Annotated in this window: 23 protein-coding genes and 1 tRNA gene; 10 read left to right on the forward strand and 14 right to left on the reverse strand. The window is 60.3% G+C overall.

Translation table 11 applies throughout. The annotated features are described in order from the left end of the window. Positions 1–25: 25 nt before the first annotated feature. From VB780_RS03715 to VB780_RS03725, 3 genes are all read right to left on the reverse strand, one after another. Positions 26–1,453 (reverse strand): NAD(P)/FAD-dependent oxidoreductase, encoded by a 1,428-nt coding sequence (locus VB780_RS03715; protein ID WP_323349794.1) that lies wholly within the window; start codon positions 1,451–1,453, stop codon positions 26–28. A gap of 190 nt (positions 1,454–1,643) precedes the next feature. Further along, a complete protein-coding gene (locus VB780_RS03720) occupies positions 1,644–2,375 on the reverse strand; it encodes a 2-phosphosulfolactate phosphatase family protein (RefSeq protein WP_323349795.1) in 732 nt (243 codons plus the stop codon). A gap of 162 nt (positions 2,376–2,537) precedes the next feature. Next, complete coding sequence (locus VB780_RS03725; RefSeq protein ID WP_323349796.1) at positions 2,538–3,878, reverse strand: DUF4912 domain-containing protein; 1,341 nt, start codon at positions 3,876–3,878, stop codon at positions 2,538–2,540. A 499-nt stretch (positions 3,879–4,377) separates the two neighbouring features. Between VB780_RS03725 and VB780_RS03730 the strand changes: the two genes are divergently transcribed. Then, on the forward strand, positions 4,378–5,145 hold the full coding sequence (locus VB780_RS03730) for a DUF2993 domain-containing protein (protein WP_323349797.1): 768 nt from the start codon (positions 4,378–4,380) through the stop codon (positions 5,143–5,145). Positions 5,146–5,193: 48 nt separating this feature from the next. Here the strand turns inward: VB780_RS03730 and VB780_RS03735 are convergent, their stop codons facing one another. Beyond that, positions 5,194–6,627 carry a Rieske 2Fe-2S domain-containing protein gene (locus VB780_RS03735; RefSeq protein WP_323349798.1) on the reverse strand — a complete coding sequence of 478 codons (1,434 nt, stop codon included), beginning with the start codon at positions 6,625–6,627 and terminating at the stop codon, positions 5,194–5,196. A 477-nt stretch (positions 6,628–7,104) separates the two neighbouring features. On the opposite strand from VB780_RS03735, the gene VB780_RS03740 reads away from it, so the two are divergent. After that, the gene (locus VB780_RS03740; RefSeq protein ID WP_323349799.1) at positions 7,105–9,210 is read left to right on the forward strand and encodes a diguanylate cyclase domain-containing protein; all 2,106 of its coding nucleotides are present in this window, start codon (positions 7,105–7,107) and stop codon (positions 9,208–9,210) included. Between the two features lie 6 nt (positions 9,211–9,216). On the opposite strand, the gene VB780_RS03745 is transcribed toward VB780_RS03740, so the two are convergent. Next, a complete protein-coding gene (locus tag VB780_RS03745) occupies positions 9,217–9,789 on the reverse strand; it encodes a hypothetical protein (protein ID WP_323349800.1) in 573 nt (190 codons plus the stop codon). Between the two features lie 7 nt (positions 9,790–9,796). On the opposite strand from VB780_RS03745, the gene VB780_RS03750 reads away from it, so the two are divergent. From VB780_RS03750 to VB780_RS03760, 3 genes are all read left to right on the forward strand, one after another. Continuing rightward, the gene (locus tag VB780_RS03750) at positions 9,797–10,954 is read left to right on the forward strand and encodes a cysteine desulfurase family protein (RefSeq protein ID WP_323349801.1); all 1,158 of its coding nucleotides are present in this window, start codon (positions 9,797–9,799) and stop codon (positions 10,952–10,954) included. A 126-nt stretch (positions 10,955–11,080) separates the two neighbouring features. Continuing rightward, positions 11,081–12,388, forward strand: a complete 1,308-nt coding sequence (locus VB780_RS03755) for a tetratricopeptide repeat protein (RefSeq protein WP_323349802.1) — start codon at positions 11,081–11,083, stop codon at positions 12,386–12,388. A 68-nt stretch (positions 12,389–12,456) separates the two neighbouring features. After that, complete coding sequence (locus tag VB780_RS03760) at positions 12,457–12,720, forward strand: type II toxin-antitoxin system ParD family antitoxin (RefSeq protein WP_323349803.1); 264 nt, start codon at positions 12,457–12,459, stop codon at positions 12,718–12,720. Between the two features lie 100 nt (positions 12,721–12,820). On the opposite strand, the gene VB780_RS03765 is transcribed toward VB780_RS03760, so the two are convergent. Continuing rightward, positions 12,821–12,893 (reverse strand) — tRNA-Arg (locus tag VB780_RS03765). 70 nt (positions 12,894–12,963) lie between these two features. Here VB780_RS03765 and VB780_RS03770 point away from each other — a divergent pair. The 4 genes from VB780_RS03770 (at position 12,964) to VB780_RS03785 (ending at position 15,762) form a co-directional block, all read left to right on the forward strand. Next, positions 12,964–13,362 (forward strand): VOC family protein, encoded by a 399-nt coding sequence (locus VB780_RS03770; RefSeq protein ID WP_323349804.1) that lies wholly within the window; start codon positions 12,964–12,966, stop codon positions 13,360–13,362. Positions 13,363–13,434: 72 nt separating this feature from the next. Next, positions 13,435–14,112, forward strand: a complete 678-nt coding sequence (gene cobO / locus VB780_RS03775; protein ID WP_323349805.1) for a cob(I)yrinic acid a,c-diamide adenosyltransferase — start codon at positions 13,435–13,437, stop codon at positions 14,110–14,112. A 132-nt stretch (positions 14,113–14,244) separates the two neighbouring features. Then, on the forward strand, positions 14,245–15,099 hold the full coding sequence (locus VB780_RS03780) for an oxygenase MpaB family protein (RefSeq protein ID WP_323349806.1): 855 nt from the start codon (positions 14,245–14,247) through the stop codon (positions 15,097–15,099). Positions 15,100–15,171: 72 nt separating this feature from the next. Continuing rightward, the gene (locus VB780_RS03785) at positions 15,172–15,762 is read left to right on the forward strand and encodes a GIY-YIG nuclease family protein (protein WP_323349807.1); all 591 of its coding nucleotides are present in this window, start codon (positions 15,172–15,174) and stop codon (positions 15,760–15,762) included. A 37-nt stretch (positions 15,763–15,799) separates the two neighbouring features. Here the strand turns inward: VB780_RS03785 and VB780_RS03790 are convergent, their stop codons facing one another. The 7 genes from VB780_RS03790 to VB780_RS03820 form a co-directional block, all read right to left on the reverse strand. Beyond that, positions 15,800–16,225: a YggT family protein gene (locus VB780_RS03790; RefSeq protein WP_323349808.1), complete on the reverse strand. Its 426-nt coding sequence runs from the start codon at positions 16,223–16,225 to the stop codon at positions 15,800–15,802. A gap of 320 nt (positions 16,226–16,545) precedes the next feature. Continuing rightward, positions 16,546–17,727, reverse strand: coding sequence for a TRC40/GET3/ArsA family transport-energizing ATPase (locus VB780_RS03795; RefSeq protein ID WP_323349809.1), 1,182 nt, complete (start codon positions 17,725–17,727; stop codon positions 16,546–16,548). 487 nt (positions 17,728–18,214) lie between these two features. Beyond that, the gene (locus tag VB780_RS03800) at positions 18,215–18,991 is read right to left on the reverse strand and encodes a YebC/PmpR family DNA-binding transcriptional regulator (protein ID WP_323349810.1); all 777 of its coding nucleotides are present in this window, start codon (positions 18,989–18,991) and stop codon (positions 18,215–18,217) included. A gap of 148 nt (positions 18,992–19,139) precedes the next feature. Further along, positions 19,140–20,195, reverse strand: coding sequence for a glucokinase (locus VB780_RS03805; RefSeq protein ID WP_323349811.1), 1,056 nt, complete (start codon positions 20,193–20,195; stop codon positions 19,140–19,142). Next, a complete protein-coding gene (larE, locus tag VB780_RS03810) occupies positions 20,173–21,030 on the reverse strand; it encodes an ATP-dependent sacrificial sulfur transferase LarE (protein ID WP_323349812.1) in 858 nt (285 codons plus the stop codon). Before larE ends, VB780_RS03805 begins: the two co-directional genes overlap by 23 nt. Before the next feature lie 140 nt (positions 21,031–21,170). Next, the gene (locus VB780_RS03815; RefSeq protein WP_323349813.1) at positions 21,171–22,379 is read right to left on the reverse strand and encodes a glycosyltransferase family 4 protein; all 1,209 of its coding nucleotides are present in this window, start codon (positions 22,377–22,379) and stop codon (positions 21,171–21,173) included. Then, positions 22,379–23,371, reverse strand: coding sequence for a glycosyltransferase (locus VB780_RS03820; RefSeq protein ID WP_323349814.1), 993 nt, complete (start codon positions 23,369–23,371; stop codon positions 22,379–22,381). Before VB780_RS03820 ends, VB780_RS03815 begins: the two co-directional genes overlap by 1 nt. A 170-nt stretch (positions 23,372–23,541) precedes the next feature. Here VB780_RS03820 and VB780_RS03825 point away from each other — a divergent pair, with 170 nt between their 5' ends. Then, a complete protein-coding gene (locus VB780_RS03825) occupies positions 23,542–24,462 on the forward strand; it encodes a phosphodiester glycosidase family protein (protein ID WP_323349815.1) in 921 nt (306 codons plus the stop codon). 51 nt (positions 24,463–24,513) lie between these two features. On the opposite strand, the gene VB780_RS03830 is transcribed toward VB780_RS03825, so the two are convergent. Further along, on the reverse strand, positions 24,514–25,284 hold the full coding sequence (locus tag VB780_RS03830) for a lecithin retinol acyltransferase family protein (protein WP_323349816.1): 771 nt from the start codon (positions 25,282–25,284) through the stop codon (positions 24,514–24,516). Positions 25,285–25,472 lie beyond the last annotated feature (188 nt).

Below are 25,472 nucleotides of genomic sequence, written 5' to 3' on the forward strand. Positions count from 1 at the left end.
GGGCGTTTCATCTCTCTATTCCAGATTAGCTCCAGGAGCGCAGCACCCCAAACACCTTGGACAATAGCCCCTGAAGACGCTTATTTTTAGCGTACTTTTGCTTAGTGAGCTGAAGCGCCGCCTTGCTGTTCACCTCCGCCAGGGTGGGGTAGATGTGAATCATACTGGTCAGCGCGCCGACCTTGAGGTTGTTGCTCATGGCCAGCACAATTTCATGAATCAGTTCCCCAGCATGGGGGCCAACCAGGTGCGCCCCCAAGATTTCGCCATTGCTGCGGGTAATGATCTTGCCAAACCCTTGGCCAGCGGCCTCCGCCAGGGCGCGATCGACCCCATCGAAGCCCTGCTTGAGCACATATACATCGTTGTGGCGCTGGCGGGCCTGGGCCTCGGTCAGGCCCACCCGAGCTAGCTCAGGGTCGGTGAACGTGGCCCAGGGTATGACCCGGTAGTTGGCGGTTTTGGTGGGAAACAGCAGGGCGTTTTGCATCGCCACGGCCCCCTCGTAGCCAGCCACATGGGTAAATTGATAGCCGCCAATTACATCCCCGGCGGCGTAGATGCGGGAGTTGGTGGTTTGCAGCTTGGAGTTCACGGTAATGCCCTCTTTGCCCACGGCGACACCAGCGGCCTCCAGATTCAGCGAATCGACGTTGGGTGCCCGGCCCGCCGCCAGCAAAATGTCGTCAACTACCACGGTGCCGTTGGTGGTATGCACGTGCTTTTTGCCGTCGATCACCTCTACCCGCTGGGCGCGGGTGCCGTTGAGAATGCGCACGCCGTCTTTTTCCATCTGCGCCTGCACGACGGCGGCGGCTTCCGGATCCTCTTTTGGCAGAATGTGGTCTTGGCTGCCGATCAGGGTGACCTCGGTACCGAGGCGGGCGAAGGCCTGGCCCAGCTCGCAGCCAATGGGGCCAGCCCCAATCACTGCCAGAGATTTTGGCTGGTGCTGGAGCGAAAACACTGTCAGGTTGGTGATGTAGCCCGCTTCCTCTAGCCCCTCAATCTTGGGGTTGGCCGGGCGCGAGCCGGTGGCGATGATGTAGCTGCGGGCCTTAAGAGCGCGACCGTTGACGGTAAACGTGCGAGAGTCAGTGAATTCACCTTTGCCGTAAATCACCTCGACCCCCAGCGACTCAAAGCGCTCGGTGGAGTCGTGCACCTGAATGGTGTCGACCACCCGGTGCACGTGGCCCAGGGCGGCCTGAAAGTCAATTTTTTCGAGCTGGGCATGAACGCCAAACTCGGGGCCGCGCGAGACCTCGTGGGCTACCCGCGACGCGTGGATGAGGGATTTGCTGGGTACGCAGCCGTAGTGCAGGCAGTCGCCGCCGAGGCGGTCTTCTCGCTCGACCAGGGCGACTTTGGCTTTGAGCTGGGCTCCGGCGCTGGCGGCGACTAGCCCGGCAGAACCGCCGCCAATAATGACCAAATCGTAGTCAACGGCCATGGTAGTCTCCTTGCCCTGGGGTGCTGATGGGGAAATTCATCTAGGTCAATTTCCTTAGAGCATAGGCAAAAAATCTGAGGGATGGCTGAGACAGGTTGAAATGGGGGGCCAAGGCTGGGGGAAAACGAAACAGGAAGAACGAAGAAGGAAAAACAAAGAACGAAGCGGGGGCTTTTTCCCTAGCAATCCCCTACAGGCCTAGTATGCCTAGCTCATGCTGGCGGGGCACGATGTCGAGCACGTCGAGCTGGGCGCAGTATTGCAGGTCGGTTTCGTTGTTGAGGCGCAGCAGGCGCTGGCCGTGGCTAGCGTAGTGCATCAGGTCGAGTAGCTGGTCTTGCCATTGCAGGTAGAGGCTAACGGCGGCGATCGCAGCGTCATTCCCGGCCAAATCTTTAAAGGTCTGTCCGGTGGCAGCGATCACCCCGTGGACAATGGCCCCCGCACAGACCGTGTCTTCCAAAGAATAGGTGCCCTCCCAGCCCGAGCCGACGATCCACACGGTTTCAGGGTTTTGGCTGAGCAAGAAATCGACCACCGCCTGGCGGGTGGTGAGGGCGGCGGTGATTACCGTGGGGGCATGCTCGATGCGCTTGAGGCAGCGGGTGCCGTTGGTGGTGCTCATAAACAGGCGCTTGCCGCCAGATAGCTCGGGGGAGTGATCGAGGGGTGAGTTGCCCAGGTCGCAGCCCTCAACTTTGCCGCCGCCCCGTTCGCCCGCCCGCAGCCGTTTGTCGGCGGGCCAGGTTTCGCTGGTGGTGAGCAGGTCGTCGATGTTGCTAAACACTTGAATGGCCTCGGCCCCCGCCGCTAGGGCTGCGGCCATGGTGGTGGTGGCGCGCAGCACGTCGATGGCGATCGCACAGTCGGGTGCACCCTGCTCAGGCACTTCTTCAGGAGTATGGAATAGAAATAGTTTCACGGTTTAGGAATTTACTTAGGGGTTAACAATCGAAATCGGGGTCGCCAGGCGGGGGGCGGTAACACCTCATTCTATGCGGGGAGTTGTCGCATTTCTCAAAAAAAGGAGCACCCCTAGGGGCGCTCCTTAGCTTGTGATTCTGCCGTTAAGCAAGCGGGCAGCCTAGGGCAGCCACTCCAATACTGCTTCTTCCTTGGTATTGGTGCGGCGCGAGGGGGTAGCGCGATCGAAGGTCATATGGATGGCGCGAGTTTGCTCGCCATCCGCCGCTACCGCCATGATTGGATAGTCGATGTTGCCGTCCTGGAACGACATCTGGAACCGGAAAGTGCCATCGGAGTTGAGTTTGATCGGCTGCCCGCCAATGGTGACGGTGGCATCGGGCTCGGTGGCCCCGTAGACGATCAGCTCAGCATCAGCCACCAGCCAGAACTTGCGGGGCCGAATGGGCGGTGCTGAGGCCGAGAAGCCTGCCCCCGACATGGTCAGCCCAGCGCCCGACATGGTGAAGCCTGCCCCGGACATGGTGAGTTCGTTAAAGGCACCGATGCCCGACATGGTGGGCACCCCAGCTGCGGCCCCAGGGACGGCCCACAGCCCGGCTCCGGAGGGAAACACGTAGGAGCTGACGGCCTTTTCGGGAGCCATCGAGCCGGGCACGTGGGAACCCGGCACATGCTGCATCGAGCCGAACAGTGACCCCGCCACCCGCTGGGCCTCGGTCGATTCGGTCATGGCGTAGATTTCGTCGTAGATGGCGTTGGCGCTTTCGGCGGCGCGCTGGCTGGGGTGCTTGAGAGCTGCTACCGTCTTGCCACGCAGGTCAGCCTGCCAATCGACGGTGACAAAGTGGTCTTCGACCCAGTCGGAGGGATAGACGGGGGGAATGTGGACGGGCAGGGAGCGGGCCAGCACCAGCCAGCGGCCATCGTTGCAGAGGTAGCCGATCTCGGCCACGTAGTCGCGATCGCTGACCGGAATGGGCAGGTACCACTCCCGCGCCATCTCGTCGCACTCGTACTGCTGCAGGCTGTGGGGCGTCTGCGACATGAAGTTGATGTCGGTGACGTCGTAGAAGCGCAGGGCCAAACGCGAACCGCCCTGTCGCCGCAGCTCATCTTTGTGGGTGTGGGGAATGTCCCAGTAGCAGTAGGCCCACTGGGGGTCGCGGGGCATGAGCACAATGCGGCTTTCGCCGTAGCCGCTGGGCAAGTCAGACAGACCCTCATCTACGGTGGCCAGCACCTCAACTGGGGGCGCAGAGGGGGCCGTGTAGGCGGGAGTTGCCCCAGCGGTAGCGCCGGCCATAGCGGGTGCTGCCACCGACACCTTTGGGACGGCAACTGCCGCTGCCCCCAAGCCACGCTTGGCATCGATCGCCTGAATTGCTGCAATCAGCTCGGTCTTGCGCATACGGCTGTAGCGAGACACTTCGTACTCACTAGCTACCTTGCGGAGCTGCCGTAGGGTCAGTTCTTCTAAGGGTGGGCGGGGGGAAGACATAGAGCACTCTCCTCATAGAGACCAGGACGACAGACGATCAATCACGGCAGGCCGAAGAAAATAGCCAGCAGCGGCGGAAGGCTCAACCGATCCAGCGATCGGAATGGGGATACTCCGCTTAAAATCTCTCCGCCTAGCTGCCGGTCTTCAAGTTCAGGGTGGGGATCAACCGTTGCCAAGTAGCATGACAAAAACTACCGCTGGGATCAAGCCCCTGACAAGGCTTTTCTGGCCCTAGCAGCGAAAGAGTAGGGGTTCGGGGATCAATTTGTCATGAAATCCTCACAAATTGATCCCCGTGCGTATTATTACGTCAGGACTTTTTAATATTTGGTCATGACTTTAGGCGTGATGGCGCGGTGACTGCGTACTGCGTACCGATGTCCCGTTCTCCAACGAGGGGTGCTTCCCCTGCTAGAGTTTGGGGAAGCCATGATTCTCGACGCCGGTTCTCCCTGGGAGCGCGCCAGATCATGAGTTTTGTTCTCTTAGCCCGCCTATGACCTCTGACCCTGCTAATTCTGCCGACTCTGCCGCCAAGGGCAGCCGCATCATCAGTCGGCTGCTGCCCCCGGCCATTCGCCTGTGGCTGCACACCCAGCTCGACCACATAGAGGGTCTAGAGTTTGCCATCGACGGCAAAGACCGCCAGATTTTGGGTGGCTACCTGCCGGGGGTGACTCTGGCGGCTCGCCAGGCGGTGTACCAGGGGCTGCACGTCAGTCAGGCCGAGGTTAAGGCGACAGATATTCGCGTCAATCTGCCGCAGGTGCTGCGGGGTAAGCCTCTGCGGCTGTTGCAGCCCTTTCCGGTAGATGGGCAGGTGACGGTGCTGGCCGAGGATCTGCGCGCTTCTCTGGGTTCCCCGCTGCTGGGCCAAGGATTGCGCGACGTGCTGAAGCAGCTGCTGGCTGGAGCGGTGTCTGAACAGCAGGTTCCCTTAGTGAACTGGCTGGGTGATAGGGATTTGTCCCCCGAGGTTGACATTGTTCTGGGGCGCGATCGCATGACCCTGCGCTGGCCAGGGGCATCCTTTAGCGATGACACACTGGAGCTAAGCCTGGGGCTGGCGATGCGGGATGGGCGGTGGCTGTGTCTAAAGCAGCCGGTGGCCACAGTGGTGCCAGCGACCGGAGAGCCGTCGTCGCCGATCGCATTAGACGAAATCGCCTTTGACCTGGGGACAGAGGTCGATATTCGCCAGCTAGCCGTGACCCCCGCAGGCATTGACCTCGTGGGTATGGTGCAGGTGATTCCAGCTGACTAATCGAAGGAATTCCACGCGTGGCGCTGCGGAACTAGTCTGTGGGCTGAATCAACCCTTAGCCTTGGCTTTTTTCTCAGGGAAGTTGCGGGGTGGAATCGCCCGGCCTTCGTAAAAGCGACGTTCTAAAATGCCCAGGCCCGCCCAGGCGGCGGCGGTGGCTAGAGGCAGCAGACCCAGCAGAATGGCGACAAGGCCAGTGAGGCTACCGATGGCGATCGCGATCGGCAGCAGCGACCAGACCACCGCGCTCACCCCCAGCAGCCCCCAGCGCAGTTTTTGAATACGATTTAGCGCCGTGCGGCAGCTGTGGCAGTGCTGGGTATGGGAGTGGTAGCGATCGAGCAGTGCAGTTGGGCTCAACGCTGGTTCTAGGGATTGCCCAGGGAAGGGATCGGCCTCGAAGTCGCTGACCCAGTTGCGGAAGGCCAGCACGTAGCGATCGGCCTGGGTGGGCAGGTAGCAGGCCTGGGCGTAGGTGCGAGTCTTCTCTGGAGAGGCTTGGCCAATGGCTTTCTCCAGTTCGCGCTCTTGAATGTGCAGAAAAATCTGGTCATCTTCGAGCACACCGTTGTTGCCGATGTGGCTGTACCAGCGGGGGGTGAGGCCAATTACTGTAGCAGGCAGTTTTGACGAAAACTTAAACGGAAAACGGGCAAATAGCCGACATTCGCCCTTGCGGATCGGGGTGGCGTAGACCACGGTTAGGGTGCGGCCAAACTGCTCTGAGGTGAGGTCGTGGTACATCAGCGCCGGGGCGATGAAGGTGGTGTGCTGGGTACCCAGCTTGCCCTTGCGGGGGCCTTCGGGCCAGAGTCCCCGAAATCCCTGTTTTCCAGCGTCTAGAACGTCCATCTCCATGGAGGCCGCATTCTCCCGCTTGCCCACGGTTTTGTGGTGGGTGTAGGGAATGTGGCTGGCATCTAGCACGTTTTCGAGCAGGGTGAGGGCATCGTAGGGCAGGTCGCGAAAGGTGTTGAGCATCACCCAGCCCTCGGGCTCTTCCTCCACCGGACCAATGATCGGCACCTCTACCTGGGGCGCATTTTCGGCCTGGCCAGGGTAGACAAACAGCAGCCCCTGGGCGATCGCCGTTGGCAGCGCCAGGGCACAGGCCCGCGCCGATTGGTTGCCCTGGCCACCGTCAGGCTGCTGAGGAATGTGGGTGCAGGTGCCGTCGCCCGCAAAGGCCCAGCCGTGGTAGGGGCACTCCAGCTCGCCATGCTCGTTCACTCGCCCTTCTGAGAGGGGGGCCAGGCGGTGGGGGCATTTGTCTTCAAACACGCGCCAGGCGTTGCCCTGGGCATCCCACCAGATGACGATGCCGCGATCGAGCAGGGTGAAGCGGATGGGATGCGCCGGGTCGAGGTCGGCTACATAGGCTACGGGATACCAGGCCTCGGCCCAGTCAAACCGAGCCGGGTCGGGGCCACCCGCGGCCAGGGCGGCGGCGGTGGACTGGGGTGCGATCGCAAGAGAAGTCATGGGCGAGCTCTAGCAGTAAACCGTTCTCTTTACATTCTGCAATATTTTTAAGCTGGGGATCGGTTACTGGGGCGATCGCTGGTGATGGCCATGGGGTTAGGGCGATCGCAGCGCTGCTGAGAACTGCCAACAAATAGTAGAATGCGCTAGGTATGGGCCATGTTTGAAATTTCAGTAGGCCTACCCAGGCCTTTTTAGCGGCTGTGGCTTAATTTAGAGCCAATTACCTCAATTAGGGGTCTTTTTGCCGGTGTATGCCCTAACTTTTGGCATAGTGTAAGACAGGTCTGGGCCGTACCCACGCCTGATTTTTAAGCTCCGGCAAAAAATTAATCTAGGGCTGGGGTGTGAGCTTCCTGGGTCAGCAGCGGATTTTGAAACGGTAGTTCCCGACAGTCGATGGTGGCTGAAGCAGATGATGAGCACGGCAGGGTAATGGCTGATTGAGTACTGATTTTCTCTGGCTATGTCTGACGCATGACGCGCCACTCTCTACCCCAACCCGATATTAGCCCAGCGCAAATTTTGGATACGGTAACTGCGATCTGCGAGGCGGCAGCAGTGGGCAGTGGGCTAGAAGCCTTGCTTCAGCAGGGCGTCGATCGGCTGCGTCCGCTGCTCGACACCGATCGAGTGGTGGTCTATCAGGTGCTGTCTCCCCATGACGGCTGCGTTGCCGCAGAGTCGGTGGGGGCCTCCTGGCGGTCTTTGCGGGGCGATCGCTTTACCGAATCCTGCATGGCCAGCGGCTGGGAAGATCGCTGCCGTCAGAGCCAATGCAGCCTAGTGGCCGATGTGCAAGACAGCACCCTTGAGCCTTGCTACGCTGACTTACTGAGTCGCCTACAGGTGCAGGCCAAACTGGCCGTGCCGATATTTGCCGGTTCCTGTCTCTGGGGAATGCTCATTGCCCACCAGTGCCGCAGCCCGCGTCTGTGGAACCTGTCCAGCCGCGATTTGCTGATCCATGCGGCTCGACACCTCGGCCAAAGCGTTTACCAGCAGGGTTTGCAACAACAGATCCAGTCCCGTTCTGTGGGCAGTCAAACCGAGCAGCTGTTTGAGCTTTTCACCCAACACGTTGAGCAGGTTCTATTCATTCGCGATGCGGTGTCGGGTCAGTTTTTGTACGTCAGCGCGGCCTACGAACGCATTTGGGGCCATCCGCCAGCATTGCTCTACAGCGATCCGCGTCTGTGGCTGCGGCAGGTGCATCCCGACGATTTGCCTCGGGTGCAGGCGTCTATTGGGCGGCAGTTTGACGGCAATTCTGTGCAGCGGGAGTATCGCATTGTGCGCCCTGACGGCGATGTGCGTTGGATTCATGCCTATGTGCAAGTGGTCAACGATGACCAAAATCAACCGCGCTACATGGTGGGCTGGGGCGAAGATTGCACGGAGCGTCGGCAACTACAGGCCAGTTTGCAAGCTACCGAAGCCGCCCTCAGCCGCCGGGTAGATCAGGAGCAGCTGCTGCGCGCGCTCACCGCCCGAGTGCGCGAAACCCTCGACCTCGATACGATTTTGAGTGCCACGGTAGCTGGCGTTAAAACGGTGTTTGACGCCGATCGGGCGGTGATTTTTCAGATCTTGGCCAGTGGCGATCGCCGCATTGCCCAGCAGGCCTCCAACCCCGAGTACGACACTCTGGCCGACGCCATAATTCCATCGGGGCGACTGCCCGTCGCCTACCTAGAAAAACTGCGCACCGGGCAACCCTACATCGTCAACGACAATACGGCGGAACCCTGGACACCAGACTTAGTAGCCTTTCTCTCGGCCATGCAGGTGAAGTCGGCGATGATTGCGCCCATTGCCCATCCCTTGGGGGGCGATTTGCGAAGCGTAAAGCCTGCGGCATCCCAGAAACGGGAACCGACTCGGAACGAGTATCCGTCCCGGAATCGCCAGCCGCTGTGGGGACTTTTGGTGGTGCATGCCTGCGGCGAACAGCGCCAGTGGCAGCCCTTTGAAGCCAATATGCTGCAACATTTTGCCGATCAGCTCAACACGGCGCTGCACCAGGCGGAGCTATACCATCAGCTCCAGACCGCCAACCAAGAACTCGATCGCATCTCTAAGGTAGACAGCCTGACCCAGCTGGCCAACCGCCGCTGGCTCGATGAGTACCTCAGCCAAGAGTGGCAGCGGCTGACCCGAGAGCGCAAACCGCTGAGCGTGATTTTGGCCGATGTCGATTACTTCAAGCCCTACAACGACACCTACGGCCACGCCGCAGGCGACCAGTGCCTGGTAGAGATTGCCAGCGCCATTCGCTTTGGCGTGCGCCGCCCCGCCGATCTGGCCGCCCGCTACGGCGGCGAAGAGTTTGCCCTGGTGCTGCCCGACACCGACACCTCTGGAGCCATTCGCGTAGTGCAGCTGGTGCGCCATCACCTGCAAACCCTTGACCTGCCCCATGGGGCCAGCCCCAGCGGCGACACCATTACCCTCAGCTTTGGCATTGCCACCATCATGCCGACCCCCGGCAGTCCTGCGGAGGGCATTCTCGAGGCGGCCGACCAGGCCCTCTATGGGGCCAAAGACGCCGGGCGCAACCAGTACCAGGTGTTTAGTCCTTGACAACGCCTAGCCCAGGGGAATCAGCACAAGCACGCCATAGGCGACGGCGATCAGTGCTGCGGTTATACCCAGCAGCCCCTGGCTGACCCTAGAGCTGAGGCGGGGCAATAGGTAAGCGGTAGCCGCCAGCACCAGCAGCAGTTCAATGGTGGCTCCCCAGCGGCCAAAGTGGTCTACATCCCAGTAGGAGACGGGGCTGATGAACCGCACCAAGCTGAGGGGCCAAAAGTGCTGATGGGCATCGTCGTGGTGCAGGGGTAGGTCAGCCAAGTGGTGCAGCACCATGCTGGCTCCCAGAAATCCCAGCCAGGCCCGTCTGAGGGCATAGCCGAGGGCCACCCCCACCAGCCCCAGGGGAATGGAGTTGCCCACGGCAAAAATGGCCTGCCAGGGCTGGCTGTAATAGGCCTCGTTCCAGATAGTTTGGGCGGGTAGCCCCTGCCCGCGAGCCCAGCCGTAAAATACAAACAGGGCCGCATCGGGAATTAGCCCGCCAATTAAAATCGGCCAGGTCATAGCAGGAGCCACCGGGCGACGCAGCACCGCCAGATTCAGAATCAGGTGACTGGGAGTATTCATAGGGCCTATGGTACATCGACCGATTTATCTCGACTGCCACGCCACGACTCCGGTAGATCCGCGGGTGGTGGAGGCGATGCTGCCGTTTTTTACCGAGCACTTTGGCAACCCCGCCAGCCTCACCCACGCCTACGGTTGGGAGGCCGAGGCGGCGGTGACAAAGGCTAGGGAAACCATTGCCGCTGCCATTCACGCCAGCCCTGAGGAGATTGTCTTTACCAGCGGTGCCACCGAGGCCAACAACCTGGCGATCAAGGGCATTGCCGAAGCCTGCTTTAGCCGGGGCCGACACCTGATTACGGTGCAGACGGAGCACAGCGCCGTGCTCGACCCCTGCCGGTATCTCGAATCTCTGGGCTTTGAGGTCACCTACCTGCCGGTGCAGCCCGACGGACTGGTGGATTTAGATGCCCTAGATAAAGCCTTTCGCGACGATACGGTACTGGTGTCGGTGATGGCGGCCAACAATGAGATTGGGGTGCTGCAACCGCTGGCGGAGATTGGGGCGCGGTGCCGCGATCGCCAGGTCTTCTTCCACAGCGACGCAGCCCAGGCGATCGCCAAAATTCCCCTCGACGTCGAGGCCATGAATGTGGATCTGCTGTCGCTGACGGCCCACAAAGTTTACGGCCCCAAGGGCACGGGCGCGCTCTACGTGCGGCGGCGACCCCGGGTGCCCCTGGCCCCGCAGCTCCACGGCGGTGGCCACGAGCGGGGGCTCAGGTCGGGCACCCTGTATCCACCCCAAATTGTCGGCTTTGCCAAGGCAGTAGAGCTGGGCTTGGGGGAATTAGAGGCCGAATCGGCTCGACTGGTGTCGCTGCGCCAGCGGCTGTGGGAGAATCTGCAATCCTTAGATGGCCTGCACCTCAATGGCCATGCCACCCGGCGACTGCCCGGCAACCTCAACGTCAGTTTTGCGGGGGTCGATGGCCAGGCGCTGCTGCTGGGGCTGCGGGGAATTGTGGCGCTGTCGTCGGGGGCGGCCTGTAGCACCGCCAGCACGACCCCGTCCCACGTGCTCAAGGCGTTAGGACGGGAGGATGGGTTGGCCTATGCCTCGCTGCGCTTTGGCCTGGGGCGGTTTACTACCGCTGCTGAAATCGATCATGTGGTAGCAGGCGTTGTGGCTACGGTGCAGGCACTGCGTCAGGTCGCCAGCTAGGTACTACCACGGTTGACGAGATAGGGCATAATAATAAGTAGCTTTGGGGTCAGGGGCATCGGCAAGGTTAGATCAGTGCCCAGGTTCGATTTACACGGTAGTAGTGTTGAATTCCCCGGCGGGCTTATGACAACCCAAGATCGGCAACTTAGCGACCTTCTCAAAGCGGGTATTGAGCAGGCCCGCTTGGGCTATTTTGAGGCGGCGATCGCTCAGTTTTCCCAGGCCATCGCCATTGACCAGGCCTGTGCCAAGGCCTTCTATAACCGGGGTTGCGCCCACCGCGACCTGGGCCGCCACGGGGCGGCGATCGACGACTTTTCTGCCGCTCTGCGGCTGGAGCCGCACTTCACCAATGCTTACATCAACCGGGGTAGCGTCTATCGCCTGGTGGGGCAGTTAGGCCAGGCTCTGGGCGATCTAGACCGGGCCATTGAGCTTCAGCCTGCGTCAGTGAAGGCCTACGGCAACCGGGGCCGCATCAAGCTCGATTTAGAAGATTACGGCGGCGCGATCGCCGATTTCTCGGTTGTGCTGGCCGAGCAGCCCAAGTTTGCCAAAATTTTGCTGTGGCGGGGGCTGGCCCACCTCAAGCAGGGAGCCCACGCCGCCCTGGCCGAACCCCGCCGCGAGGCCTACCAGGCTGCCATCGTCGACTTTTCACGGCTGTTGCAGAGCCAGCCCCACCACGCCGAAGCCTATAACTACCGGGCAGTGGCCTACTTTCAGCTGCGCAACACCTACCAGGCCACCCTCGACATCAACCGCGCCCTCGACTGCCAGGTTGACTACGCCGAAGCCTATATCAACCGGGGCATGCTGCGCCACGAGCTGGGTGACTTTCAGGGGGCGATCGACGACTACACCACGGTGCTAGAGCTCAACCCCGCCCTGCAAGACCGCTCCTATAACCAAACCCTGGTGGGCCTGGCCCTCGACAGCCCGGACGCCACCCTGAGCGAAGATACCCCACTCAACCTGCGCTTTCGCCTGGCCGACTTGTACGACAGCCGGGGGCTGCTGCGGGCCCAGGTGGGCGACATGGAGGGGGCGATCGCCGACTACACCCTGGCCCTGCGCTTCAACCCCCACAGTGGCCGCATCTTGGCTAACCGAGGTCGGGTGTTTAGCCGCCAAGAAGACTACGCGGCGGCGATCGCCGACTTTGACCTGGCCCTCGATATCAACGACAGTGATGCCCTGGCCTACTGCGATCGCGGCTACGCCCTCTACTTTCTCGACGAGTGGGCGATGGCCCTCGACGACTTCAACCGCGCCATCGAGATCAGCGCCACCCTGGCCGAGGCCTACATTGGTCGCGGCCACACCAACATTCGCCTGGGCAACAATGCCGCCCTGGCTATGGATGACTTTCGCAAGGCTCTAGAACTGTCGTGGGACAGCCGCAAACCCGAGCGATCGCGCCCCCTGTAGACCGTTCAAAGTCGCTCTATGCCTAGATCAACCGATGGCCAACAATACTAAATTACTCCCTTGCTGCGATGGCCCTATCTTTGCCGCCTGGGCTACAACAATTTGCCGATCGCCAAATTGCCAGGGGCAAATACACCACTCTCGACGAAATGTTTCTGGCTGGACTTCAAGCCTTAGCTGAGCGAGAGCAAACCTACCAGCGACGGTTTGCCGAATTGCGTCATGAGGTTTTGTTAGGGGCTGTCGAGGCTGAGCGCGGTCAACTTTTAGATGCTTCTACAGAAATTAGCGCCATTCGCCAACGACTCCGCGATCGCTATGCTGAGCCATGAGTCGCCTCTGAGCATAAAAGTTAGATATAGGCACAAATCACAGCAACCTCCACCAGATAGAGATTTGGCGGAGCGGGTAAACCCTGTGCTGTGTAAGAAACGAGCATGGCAGGATTCGAACCTGCGACCCCTAGAACCGGAATCTAGTGCTCTATCCACTGAGCTACATGCCCTTAGGCTGAATTATTCTAGCATCTGCTAGAGGTGTTATCACGACGACTCGTCCTTAATCTACAACCGAGTATGGCCAATACCGTTACCCCTTTTCTCATGTTTGAAGGCTCCGCTGAGGAGGCCATGACCCTGTATGCCTCGACCTTTAGCGGGTGTCAGGTCGATGAGATTGACTATTACGGTGCTGGTGAGCTGGGCAGAGAAGGCACCGTGAAGCAGGCTACCCTGATTGTGGGCGGGCTGACAATCATGTGCACCGACAGCCCCATACCCCACGACTTTTCGTTTACCCCCTCGATGTCGCTATTCGTCGATTGCACCAGCGATACTGAGCTTGAACAGGCCTTTGAGCAGCTTTCAGCCGGTGGCGAAGTGTTGATGCCGTTAGATGACTATGGCTTTAGCCAGCGATTTGGCTGGGTGAACGATCGCTTTGGCGTGTCGTGGCAGCTTAATCTGGCTAAGTAATCCAGAAACCGCAAACTAAGCCGCGCGGCTCGTCTACGAGTTTTGCCCTTTCACCTCTCTACCTGAGACCCTATGACCCAACCTACTGACACCGCCAATCCTCTCGATGCCGCCGCTGCCGCCCTGAGCCAAGAGGCTGAAGGGGCGGGTTTATCGGAAGAACAATATCGCCGCAAAATGCAGCGCCGCCAGGAGGTGCAGCAGCAGCGCATCGCCGATCGCAACGTCGAAAAGGGGCTAGTGATTATCAACACCGGCAACGGCAAGGGCAAAACCACCGCCGCCCTGGGCATGGTGCTGCGCTCCCTTGGCCACGGCTATCGAGTGGCAATCGTGCAGTTTATCAAGGGCGCGTGGGAACCGGCGGAGAAGGCGGTGCTGGAGCGGTTTGGCGACCAGCTCAGCTTTCACGCCATGGGCGAAGGGTTTACCTGGGATACGCAGGATCGCGATCGCGACACCCAAACCGCCCAAACCGCCTGGGAAACGGCGCTTTCCTACATCCGCAACCCTGAGTACAAAACTGTTCTGCTTGACGAGGTGAATATCGCCCTCAAGCACGGCTTTCTGAGCGTCGATCAGGTGGTGACGGGGCTGGCCGAAAAGCCGGAGATGACCCACGTCATTCTCACCGGGCGAGGGGCACCCCAGGCGCTAATCGACCAGGCGGATCTAGTGACGGAGATGACCCTGGTTAAGCACCCCTTCCGCGAACAGGGCATCAAAGCCCAACCCGGCATCGAATTCTAGGGTCGCGCTGTCGTAGGGTGGGCACTGCCCACCACAGGGAAAATTCTGTGCAAGCGCCATCCCAAGGGTACTGCCCACCATTGGAAAGACCTTTCCCAGGCCAACCCCTCAATCTCAAACCCCTGATGACCTATGGATCGCTACACCACCCTACGCCGCATCCAGAGCCTCGATCCCGAGCGCGACCACGCCGAAATCTGCCACCTGCTGGCGGGGTATGAGTTCCCGTGGGATGTCACCCGCGCCCTGGAGGTGGCTCTGCTGCGGACGTTCTGTATTCCCAGCGTGTCGGCGCTGCTGGATAGAACCGGCGAGTTTCGCCACCACGCCCAAAAGCGCTACGACGACACCGGCATTGTGGTGTCTGAGGTGCTCAAGCACGGCTACGACAGCCCCCGAGGCGAGGCGTTTATTCAGCGCATGAATGCCATTCACCGCCACTACGCCATTGGCAACCGCGATTACCTCTACGTGCTCTCGACCTTTGTGTACGAGCCGATTCGGTGGTGCGATCGCTTTGGCTGGCGGCCCTTTTGTGAGAAAGAGCGGCTGGCCTGCTACTACTTTTGGCGGGCGATTGGCGATCGCATGGGCATTCAATCTATTCCGCCGACCTACGAAGCGTTTGAGCAGTTCAACCACGAATTTGAGACCGAGCATTTTGCCTATACCCCTGCCAACCAGCGAGTCGCCGATGCCACCCGACGACTGCTGCTGTCCTGGTTTCCTGCCCCTACCCGCCCCCTGGTTAACTGGGGACTGCCCTGCCTGCTCGACCCGCCGTTGTTGACGGCGCTGGGATGGCAGTCGGTGCCGGTAGCGGTGCAGCAGTTAGCCAACACGGCCCTCAAAGCCCGCAGTCGCCTCTTGCGCCGCCTGCCGCCGCGCACTGAGCCCGGTTTCTTGGTCGATCAATCCATTCGCAGCTACCCCAAGGGCTACACCGTAGAAGATATTGGGCCAGAGGCGCTGCGATCGCGCCTGTAGGCACTTCATCCTCAACGCTATCGCTGGGGTTATGCACTATCATCAGAAGCCGTAGCCGCTACCAGTAGCCCCATGCCCGACTGTCAGCCCTCCCTGCTCTCCGACGCCGATCTGCGGGCGGCGGATCTGTCGTGGGCCTACAACCGCCCAGCGGGGTCCGCGATGCCAGCGGACGAGCTCCAGGGCTGGAAGCAGCGGGTGGCCCAGTTTCAGGCCACCGTCAAGGCTGACCCATCGGTGCAGGGGTCGCTGTTCGATGTCGTGAATGCTTCGCCTGCGGAGACCCTTGACCCCTTTACCCTGCTGCCCCGCAATGCCGAGTTCTGGCGCGGCCAGTTTCAAGAGACGGGCGTACCTGCCCTGTACTTTGTGGTCGATCACGACGCGGCGGTGCTGCTCTACGTGGGCGAAACCGTCAAGTCAAACCAGCGCTGGAAAGGGGTACACGACTGCAAGCGCTACATTCTCAGCTATGTGGAAGCCCACCGGGTTCACAGTCTGCCCGTAGCGGTGAATATTGGCTTTTGGCCCCATGCCGACGGCGATCGCAAAGCCCGCCAGTCTCTAGAACTGGAGCTAATTCGCCGCTGGCGATCGCCCTTCAACAAAGAAAACTGGGCCATCTGGAGCACCCCGTTTGTGGGCGGCAAGCTAGAGCCCTAGGGTATGCCGTTTACAACTTCTAATGCTGTGGCAATGGCTAGCGGCTTTGGTAGCCTGGGCCTTGAAAATAGTTCACCAGGGCGATCGCCAATCCCCCCAGCAGCGCGTAGACAATCATCGCGATCAGGTTGTTGAGATCAAAAATTCGCGTGGCATCGGCGCTGGTAGGGCTAATAAAGAGGGTCGAAAACGGCCACATAAACGGCTCTGCCAGAGCATAAATGGTTCGGGCAAACGGGTTGTCGGGGTTGGCGCTAGACAGGCGCAGAAAGAAGCGCAGACTCAGTAGCACCTCTAGGGCACCGATCAGCAGAGCGATCGTATTGCGTACCCAGGCCAATCTAGAGCGTCGCTGCGCCGCCCGCAACCGATCTTGCTCTTGCCTAAGGCGATAGACCTCCTGGTTTTGAGTGAGTTCTCGGTGGCGTTCAAACTCATCGTGTCCGTTGGGTGTCTGGCTCATGGGGGTGTTATCGCCTGCAATTAATAGTTCTTGATGCTACAGCAGCCGCCACGTTAGCTAAAACATAGCGGAGTCTGGCCGACGCTATAGGGTTGTCTCACTTTATATAGGGTATGGCCCAGAGGCAATCTCTGACAGAGATATTACTAAACCAGCAACAATAACGCCTACCAACATAGGTTAACCCCATAGGAAAACTGTAGGAAATATGAGGAAGTGGAATCTAGCCAATCCCCAACCTGCGCTCCTATTGCGCTCCTATGATGTAGGCGATCGCTGCTTTGTCCGATCTAACCCCCCGTATCTAACCGGTCTACCCATTAACCAGCACTGGCAAAGCGAATCTTCAGGTAGTCGTCTTCCATCTTTGCGCCGGAGGGCTGGAGCGCCGCCAGAGCCTGGGGCAGCACCAAGTTGCGGCGGTGGTTGCCGATGCGCACATTCAGCTCGTCGGCAGACTTGCTCAGCTCAATCTGGTCTTTGGGAATGCCGGGCAGATAGAGCTCCAGGCTATAGCAGCCCTCCTCCTGCACTACGCGCAGAGTGGTTTCTTTGTAGTAGACCTGGGTGGGGTCTTCGTCGGTGTACAGAGTTTCTTTAAGCCGCTGGAGCGATTCTAGACCACAGAGTTCTTCGGCAAATAGGGGCACCTCTTTCACCGGCAGGGGGTGAAAGTTCTCGTGAATCTCCTGCTTGTACTGCTGTTGTTTTTCTTTCATGCGCTGAAAGAAGGGATCCTGCACCTCGTCGGGGATGATGCGGTTGGCGATTACCAGGTCGGTGCCGACGTTGTAGAGGCTGAGGTAGGCGTGGGCGCGGAGGGATTCTTTGATCACCATTTTTTCGGGGTTGGTGACCAGGCGCACGGAGGTGGTGCCCGCGTCGGTGAGCACTTTCTCTAGCTCAATTAGCTGCTCATAGAATTCGTAGGGGGCATCCATCACCTCTTTGGTGGGCAGGTTAAAGCCCGCCACTGGGCGAAAGAAGGGCTGCACCAGGGGCCGCAGCGCTTCGGAGACTGCCTGGAAAGGTTTGTAGAGTTTGCGCATGTACCAACCCGCCACCTCGGGCAGGCTGAGCAGGCGCAGGGCGGTGCCGGTGGGGGCCGAGTCGATAATCAGCACGTCGTACTCGCCTTCGTCGTGGTGGCGCTTCATGCGCACCAGGCTAAAAATCTCATCCATGCCGGGCAGAATGGCCAGCTCTTCGGCTTCGATGCCCTCTAGGCCACGGGCTTGGAGCACGTCGGTGATGTAGCGCTTTACCGCGCCCCAGTTGCCTTCGAGCTCCATCAGGGCGTCTAGCTCAGCGCCCCAGAGGTTGGGCTGCACAAGGCGCGGGTCGTGGCCGAGTTCCATATCAAAGCTGTCGGCCAGGGAGTGGGCCGGGTCGGTGCTGAGTACCAGGGTTTTGTAGCCCAGTTCGGCACAGCGCAAGCCTGTGGCGGCGGCTACGGAGGTTTTGCCTACGCCGCCTTTGCCGGTCATTAACAATACCCGCATGTGGGTGTCCTCGCCTTTTCCGTTATGGTTCCCTATTTCTCTAATCTATAGGGTTTTTGAGGTTTCCGCAGGGCGTTAGCGATCGCTTGTTGGGGCGTGATCCCCGAAATCGTCATTTTTTCTACGCTTGAAGGTTTTTAATGAAACCATTCCTGTTGTAGGGGCAAACGGTTGTTTGCCCGAAGGGGTAGCGGTCTTATCTTAAGATCTGGCGGCAATGCGGGGATGGTGGTTGAGGTGTTCGCGGCGCAAAATAGGGGAGGACAGCCAGGTCTACCGCTGGGGCCATTTCGCTGGCCCTAGACCCCCGTTGAGCAAGGACGTTCCGCCACCCTGCACCCGACGGAAAGGAGTAAGTGATCATAGGTTTAAAAGTCTGTTCTGCAAATGGGCCTGTCGGTCGCATCAGCTCTGTGGTTCCGGCCACCTATTCACTGCTGTCTGGCGTTGAGTAGGGTGGGCATTGCCCACCATTGACCCCGCGCTCCTAGGCCGCGATCGCATCCATCAGCTCCTCGGCCATGTCAAAGTTGGCGGTGACCGACTGCACATCGTCGAGGTCTTCGAGGGCATCCATCAGTTTCACCAGCAGGCGGGCCTGGTCGGGGTCTTCGACCAGGACAGTGTTGCTGGGAATCCAGCGCAGCTCGACCTGGTGGATGGTGTAGCCGTGGGTTTTGAGAGCGGTGTCAAGCTGTTCTAGGTCGGTGGGGGCGCAGAAAATTTCGGCACCGGGGATGACTTCGTCCCGTCGGCCCAGCAGCTCGGTGAGGTCATAGGTTTCGGCACCGCCATCCATGGCGGCTTCGAGCAGGGTTTCTTCGTCGCCGGGTGCGGCGATGGTGACGACACCTTTTTGCTCAAACATCCAGCCGACGCAGCCGGTTTCACCCAGGTTGCCGTTGCTTTTGCTGAAGGCGGCGCGCAGGTCGGCGGCGGTGCGGTTGCGATTGTCGGTCAGTGCTTCAATCAGCACGGCGATGCCGCCGGGGCCGTAGCCCTCGTAGCGGATGGCTTCGTAGCTGTCGTCGGCATCCAGGTTGCCAGATCCCTTAGCAATCGCCCTGTCAATATTGTCGTTGGGCACCCCCGCCGCCTTGGCTTTATCGATCGCCGTGCGCAGCTGAAAGTTGCCCGCCGGGTCGCCCCCCTGGCGGGCTGCTACGATAATTTCTCGCGACATTTTGGCGAAGGTTTTGCCTCTTACGGCGTCAACCCGCGCTTTTTGGCGCTTGATGTTGGCCCACTTGCTATGACCTGCCATACCTCACAAACGGGTAACTGCATGCTTGATTTTATCGCCTTAGAGTGTTCTAACTAAATACTTATCCGGGATCTCACCGCGACCGGCCTATTGGGCCGCGTTCGCGTTCTTTAAAGGGATAAAGGAATGCTTTTTTAGTTGGGATACTCTAAGGAGTAGCGGCTCGCAGGGCGGCCCCAATCAGCCCCACCTGGGGGTTGAGCACGATATGTACGGGCACCCGATCGAGCAGGGGGCTGACGCGGCCTTTGTGGGTAAAGGCGTCGAGGAAAGAGCCCGAGGTCATCAGGTCAAGGTTTTTGGCGGCGATGCCCCCGGCCACGTAAAGGCCGCCGTAGGGCAGCAGTTTGAGGGCCAGGTTGCCCGCCTCGGCCCCGTAGGCAGAGACAAAAATCTCCATGGCTTTGTGAGAGAGGCGATCGCGGCAGCCCACGGCGGCCTGGGCAATCACCGCTCCGGGGTCAACGGTTTTGGTGGAGAGGCCGGTCTGGCGTTCCCAGGTGGTGATGGCTTCAGCGATCTCTGGGGTTTCGGTGGCAAACTCGCGATCGCGCAAAAACTGGTAGATCGCCACAATCCCCTGGCCCGACACCACCCGCTCCACCGACACGCGGGAGATCTGGTGCTTGTCGAGCAGGTAGCGCATCAGCTGAAACTCTAGCTCTGAGCGCGGCGCAAAGTCGGCGTGCCCACCCTCGGAAGGGAATACCAGAGGCCGACCGCTGGTGTCCAGGGCAAACCCCTGCCCCAGCCCTGTACCCGCGCCGATGATGGCCACCGGGGCATTGCCGTCGGGATCGCCCGCTTGTAGGGTGTGGATGTCCTCGGCAGCAAGGCCAAAGACGCCATAGCCGACCGCTTCAAAGTCGTTGATTAACTCAACGCGGTCGAGGTCTAGCTCGACCTGGAGGCGATCGCCCTCCAGCGACCAGGCCAGGTTGGTGAGGCTAGAGATGTTGTCGACCACTGGCCCGGCGATCGCAAAGCAGGCCCGCTCGGCATCGTAGGCATGCCCGGCGTCAATGGCGGCCTGGTGCAAAAATTCTTTCACCATGGGCACCAGGTCGGGGTAGGCCTGGCTGGAGTAGGTGCGCTCAAACTCGGTTTTGAGAATCACCGGGGTCTCTGGGCTGGGCGCGCTGGCCTGAACCAGGCGCAGAATGGTTTTGGTGCCGCCAATGTCACCGGCAAGCAGATAGGTCATGGCTGGAACGTTCTGAGGGGCTAACGACAGTTGCGGGCAGATCCTGGTTTAGCTTACCGCTGCGAAAGCCCTCTAGATCGAGGGTGACGTAGGTGAAACCGTAGTCTTGCAGCGCCTTTACCAGTGCTTCAAGATTAGTGGTGGCGACAAAATCCTTAATATTTTCTGCCGGAATTTCGATGCGGGCGGTGTCGGCCTGCGATCGCACCCTGAGCTGCCGCAGCCCCAGATGCCGTAGGTACAGCTCCGCCTGGCCCACCCGCCGCAGCTTTTCTAGGGTAATCGCCTCACCGTAGGGAAACCGCGAGCTGAGGCAGGGCTGGGCTGGCTTATCCCACCAGGGCAGGCCCAGCAACCGCGAGATCTCGCGCACCTCAAACTTGGTGATGCCCATTTCAGCTAGGGGTGACCTCGCCCCCCGCTCCTGCGCCGCCTGAATGCCTGGGCGGTAGTCGCCCAGGTCGTCGGCGTTGACGCCATCCACCACGTAGGGGTAGCCCCGCCCCAGGGCCAGGGGCTTAAGGGTGTCGTGCAGCTCGCTCTTGCAGAAGTAGCAGCGGTTGACGGGGTTGGCGGCGTAGTTGGGGTTATCCAGCTCATGGGTAGCGACAATTTCGTGGGCAATGCCGATCGCCGCCGCCTGCACCTGGGCCTCTTCTAAATCGGCGGGCATGAGCGAGGGAGAGTTGGCGGTAACGGCGAGGGCGCGATCGCCCAGCATGTCGTAGGCGACCTTGGCCACCAGGGTGCTGTCGATGCCGCCCGAATAGGCGATCAGCGCCCGATCCATCGCGGCGAATAGGGCTTTAAGCTGGTCAAGTTTTTGCGACACCATAGTTGAGCTACAGAAGTTGAAAGGATGGGGCCTAGAAATTGGGCTAGGCCAGAGGGCCGCCTATCTCCATCCTACCGATGCCCCTTTCCCATTGCCTAGTTCTAACGGTCGTTGTGCCCTATGGTGAAGCGATTTCAAATTTAGCCATTCAGTACTGCTTCGTAGGCTTGTCCGGCCCGCTCCCAGGTGAAGGTATCTTCGATGAGTTCGCGGCCTCGCGCTGAGAGGGTGGCGCGCAGGTCGGGCTGGTCAAAAAGTTGAGCGATCGCCCCCACATACTCATCCACCGTGTTGGCCCGCAGCGCCCGCTGGGGCTGGTCTACGGCGAGACCTTCGAGGCCGCGATCGCTCGCCACCACCGGCACCCCCGCCGCCATTGCCTCCAGGGTTTTGTTCTTAATGCCAAAGCCAATGCGCATTGGCACCACAGCCACGGTCGCTCGGTGCAGATACTCCGCCACCGACGGCACCCGCCCGGTGACGACGACTCCCGGCAGATTGCCCAACGCCTGGACTTCTGCGGTGGGTTTGTTGCCCACCAGGTACAGCGTGGCATCGGCGTAGCGCTGGCGCAAGGGCGGCAGAATGACCTGGGCCAGAAATTTTGCGGTGTCTACATTGGCGATGTAGTCCATCGCGCCGACAAAAACCAGGCTGTGTCCGCCGGGGTCAGCGCTGCGGTAAGGGAACTGCACCAGATCGACGCCGTTGGGCACCACGTGGAGGGGAGTAGCTCCGGCAATCGGGGCAAAAAATTGGCGGTCTTCCTCAGTGGTGATCACCAGGTCGGTGAATTTCTGGGCGTAGCGGCGTTCGTAGCGGCGCAGCAAGGGTAGGTTGAGGCGATCGCGCAGCGGCTTCTCCGCTGTCCCCGTCTGGAGCTGATTCACCAGCGTGCCATAGAGCGAGCTGTGGATATCCACCACCACCTTCTTGACTCGCTGACGATAGCTGGGGCGCACAAAGACTTCATTGACACTGTGTTCGCAGGTGATGGCATCGCAGTGGCTGCCCTCGACCCACTCGTCGATCCACCGCTGCATGGTGGGGGTATGCAGGTAGGTGGTGCTGGGGGGCGTACCCGTAGCGAGAAAATGGGCAAAGCGGCTGGCTTTGCCCGTTAGCCCCGGTTGCAGGTCGGCGGCGGTAGGTCGAGGAAAGCACACCAGCTTCTCCACATGGGTAGACAGGGTATTCACCTCCTCCTCCGTTACTTCGTCGGATCGCTGCGTTACCAGCGTGACCTCGTGCCGTTGGGCCAGGTGCTTGAGTAGGTAAAACGTGCGAATCTGGGTGCCCCCCAGCGTCGGCGGGTAGGGAAACGTGGTAGAGATCATCAAAATTCGCATCAACCGGGTTCCCCTAAATGAGCAATGGTGTGGGCTGCCTCGGGCAAAGCGGCCTGGGCCTGCCCCTGACTGCGGGCGTAGGCACACCACAGATCCAAGGGGGCGATCGCTAGCTCCAGAGCGGTGCCGCGTCCGTTCAGGAGCTTAGCGGTAGCCTGGGGCAGTTCTTTCAGCCCCCAGCGCAGCAGCCGGTAGCGGATTTCTTTGGCCGTGAGGGGGCGCATCAGATCGACGCCGTGGAGGTCGTGGAGGTAGCGGTTTGAGCAGCCATAGCGATACCACTGACTGCGGAGGCCTTTTAGCGTATTGCGATGGCGATGGTAAACCACGGCATCGGCGGCGTGGACGAGTCGCCACGGGGTGGCTTGCTGAATACGCCAGCACAGGTCAGCGTCCCCGCCCGTGGTCAGGTGGGGACGAAAGAGCCCAACTGTACCCAAAATTTCGGCCCGCACCGCCAGGTTCGCCGTTTGACCATAGGGCAAAAAAGTATGGTTGAGGGTGTTGTGCTGGGAGAGGGTGCCCTGGCGATCGGCGTAGCGCTCTAGCCAGTTTTGGCTGGGCAGGGCTTTGATTTCCCCAGCGACCAGCCCTACAGAATGGTCGGTAAAGGGCTGCACCAGGGCGGCGAGCCAGCTCGGCTCAGGGTGGCAATCGGCATCGGTAAAGGCAAGAATTTCCCCTGTGGCGACGGCGATGCCAGCGTTGCGGGCGGCGTAGGAGCTTTGGATATCGCTGTAGGTGAGGGCGCAGAGGTGGATTCCCTGGGATGCGGCGGTAGCGGTGGCGGCTTGGAGCAGGTCGGGGGTGCGATCGCAGCTCCCATTATCCACCAGCAAAAATTCGACGCGATCGGCAGGGTACTGCTGCCCCAGCAGCCGCTCTACCAGCTCAGGCAGGTCGGTCTCACCGTTGTAGATGGGCACAATCACCGATACCGAGGGATACACCCTCGGCTGAGCCGCATCGGTTGTCACAATGGGAACCGCCATCGTCTGTCATGCAATCCATAGAGCAAACTGGTTCCAGTATGCCCATCCTCTCCGGGGATGTCCCTAGACTGGGGCTGCCGTGCGAGGGGCGTCGGTGCTAGGGGAGCGACAATCCGAAGATACCCCTGCGCTTCTCGCTATACTGCTGAACGCAATCCGTTGTTGGCGCTATGCGTTCTACCGTTCAACCCTCCCTCGCCGTTGGCCTCGCCGTCGCCCTAGGACTGTCGAGCTGTGCCCCTGTCCCCGATGGGGCTGACGCGGCTCTAGAGGATGCTGTCCCAGCACAACCGGCGATGCCTCCGGTTTACGAAACCGTGAGATTGCCCAGCGCGATCGCCCATGTGATGACTATTCCGGACCCGGTGCGCTACCCAGTACAGGTAGCGGTCGTGAATGATCTGGCGCGGGTGGATCAGATCGTCTCCCAGGTGTGCGAGGGGGAGGGGTGCGCAGCCGCAGCGATCAACGCCGGTTTCTTTGACCCTAACAACGGGCTGACGACATCCTACGTAATGCAGGATGGCGCACTGGTGGCCGACCCCAACCAAAACGATCGGCTGATTGGCAATCCCGACCTGACCAGCTATATGGATCGAATCTTGAATCGCTCAGAATTTCGCCGCTACGACTGCGGCGGCACCCCGAGCTACGACATCACCTTTCATCAGGAGCCTGTGCCAGCGGGGTGCGCCCTGGTGGATGCGGTCGGTGCTGGGCCTCAGCTGCTGCCCCAAGATACTTCGGTGGAGGAAGGGTTTATCGATCGCACTGTCGCCCGCGATGCCCTGGGTAGCCAGTCGCCCAATGCGCGATCGGCGGTGGGCCTTAAGGCCGACGGCAGCGTGGTGCTGGTGATGGTGGCCGAGGTGCCGGGGGTGTCGCCCTCGGGCATGACCATGGCGGAAGTGGCGGGGCTGATGGGCGATCGCGGTGTCACCCAAGCCCTCAACCTCGACGGCGGCAGCTCCTCAACGCTGATGTACGACGGTACCACCCACTACGGTCGTCTCAACAGCGCTGGAGATCTGGTTCAACGCCCGGTGAAATCAATTCTCTGGGTGGCTAATCCTGACTGGGGGGTTGAGTGAAAACGCTTTATTCGGTGGTGGGCAATGGCCTACCCCCAAACCATCTACCCCCTACCCATCTACTCCCCCACTCCCTACCTGCCTCTCCACAAAGGCCCGGCTTCGGTGGAGATTCAGTTCTAGCTCCACTAGATCGCTGAGCTGGGCAGTGAGGGTTTCGATGCGCTGATTGGCTGCGACCTTGCGGTGGAGGGCTGCTCTCGCGAGATCTTCTCGGTTCATAGCTAGGGCTTTTTGGGCGACACGATGCCATTCATCGGCGGCTTTGTAGGCGGTTTGCTGGTCGGCCAGGGTGGTGTTGTAGGCGGTGGCGATGTCGCCCAGGGCTTTTTGAAAGTTGGCGCGGGCTTCTGTGGGGCTGGTGGTGTGGCGATCGCGATCGGCCAGTTGCCGCAGTTCAGGGAGGTTGAGCTGGTCGGTGCGCAGGCCAAAGTTGGCCAACTGGCGGCTCTCGCTGCGCCCGGTGGTGCACCAGTTAGCGAAATGTTCGCAGTTGTTGAGCAGCAGGTCGTACCGGCGCTCGCCCAGGCGGCTAGTGGCCCGCTCAATCACAACCTCGGGGGCATAGATCAGCGATTTGCGCACGGTGTAGACCGGGTTGTGCCAAGCAAAGGCATCGTAGCTGGTGCAGGCGATCTCGGCCTCTGCCCCCGCTTTGCTGTAGTGGATGACGGTGCCGTCGCCACAGTCGATGCCGTGGTGCTGGTACAGTCCCGGTACCCCGGCCAGATCTCGCAGAACGTAAATTTGGTCGCCCTTGGCCATAGCTGCGGCTATCTCACTGAGAACGCTGAAGGCGCGATCGGCATCGCATTTGAGCATTGGGTTGAAATAGGTATATATTCCAAAACAGCTCATCTTTGTTATAGCAGCCTGGTTCCCTAGGAACGTGGATTAAATAACCTGAACTTCTGGGACGGCGGTGTAGTTCCATTGAGGCAAGAGGTCATCAAAGACAATTGTCATCGTGGCTTTGAAGTCTTCAGCTACTTTTCGCCCCGTTTGGTAGG

The sequence above is a fragment of the Leptolyngbya sp. CCNP1308 genome (genome assembly GCF_034932455.1).
In the GTDB taxonomy this organism is placed as follows: Bacteria; Cyanobacteriota; Cyanobacteriia; order Phormidesmidales; family Phormidesmidaceae; genus Nodosilinea.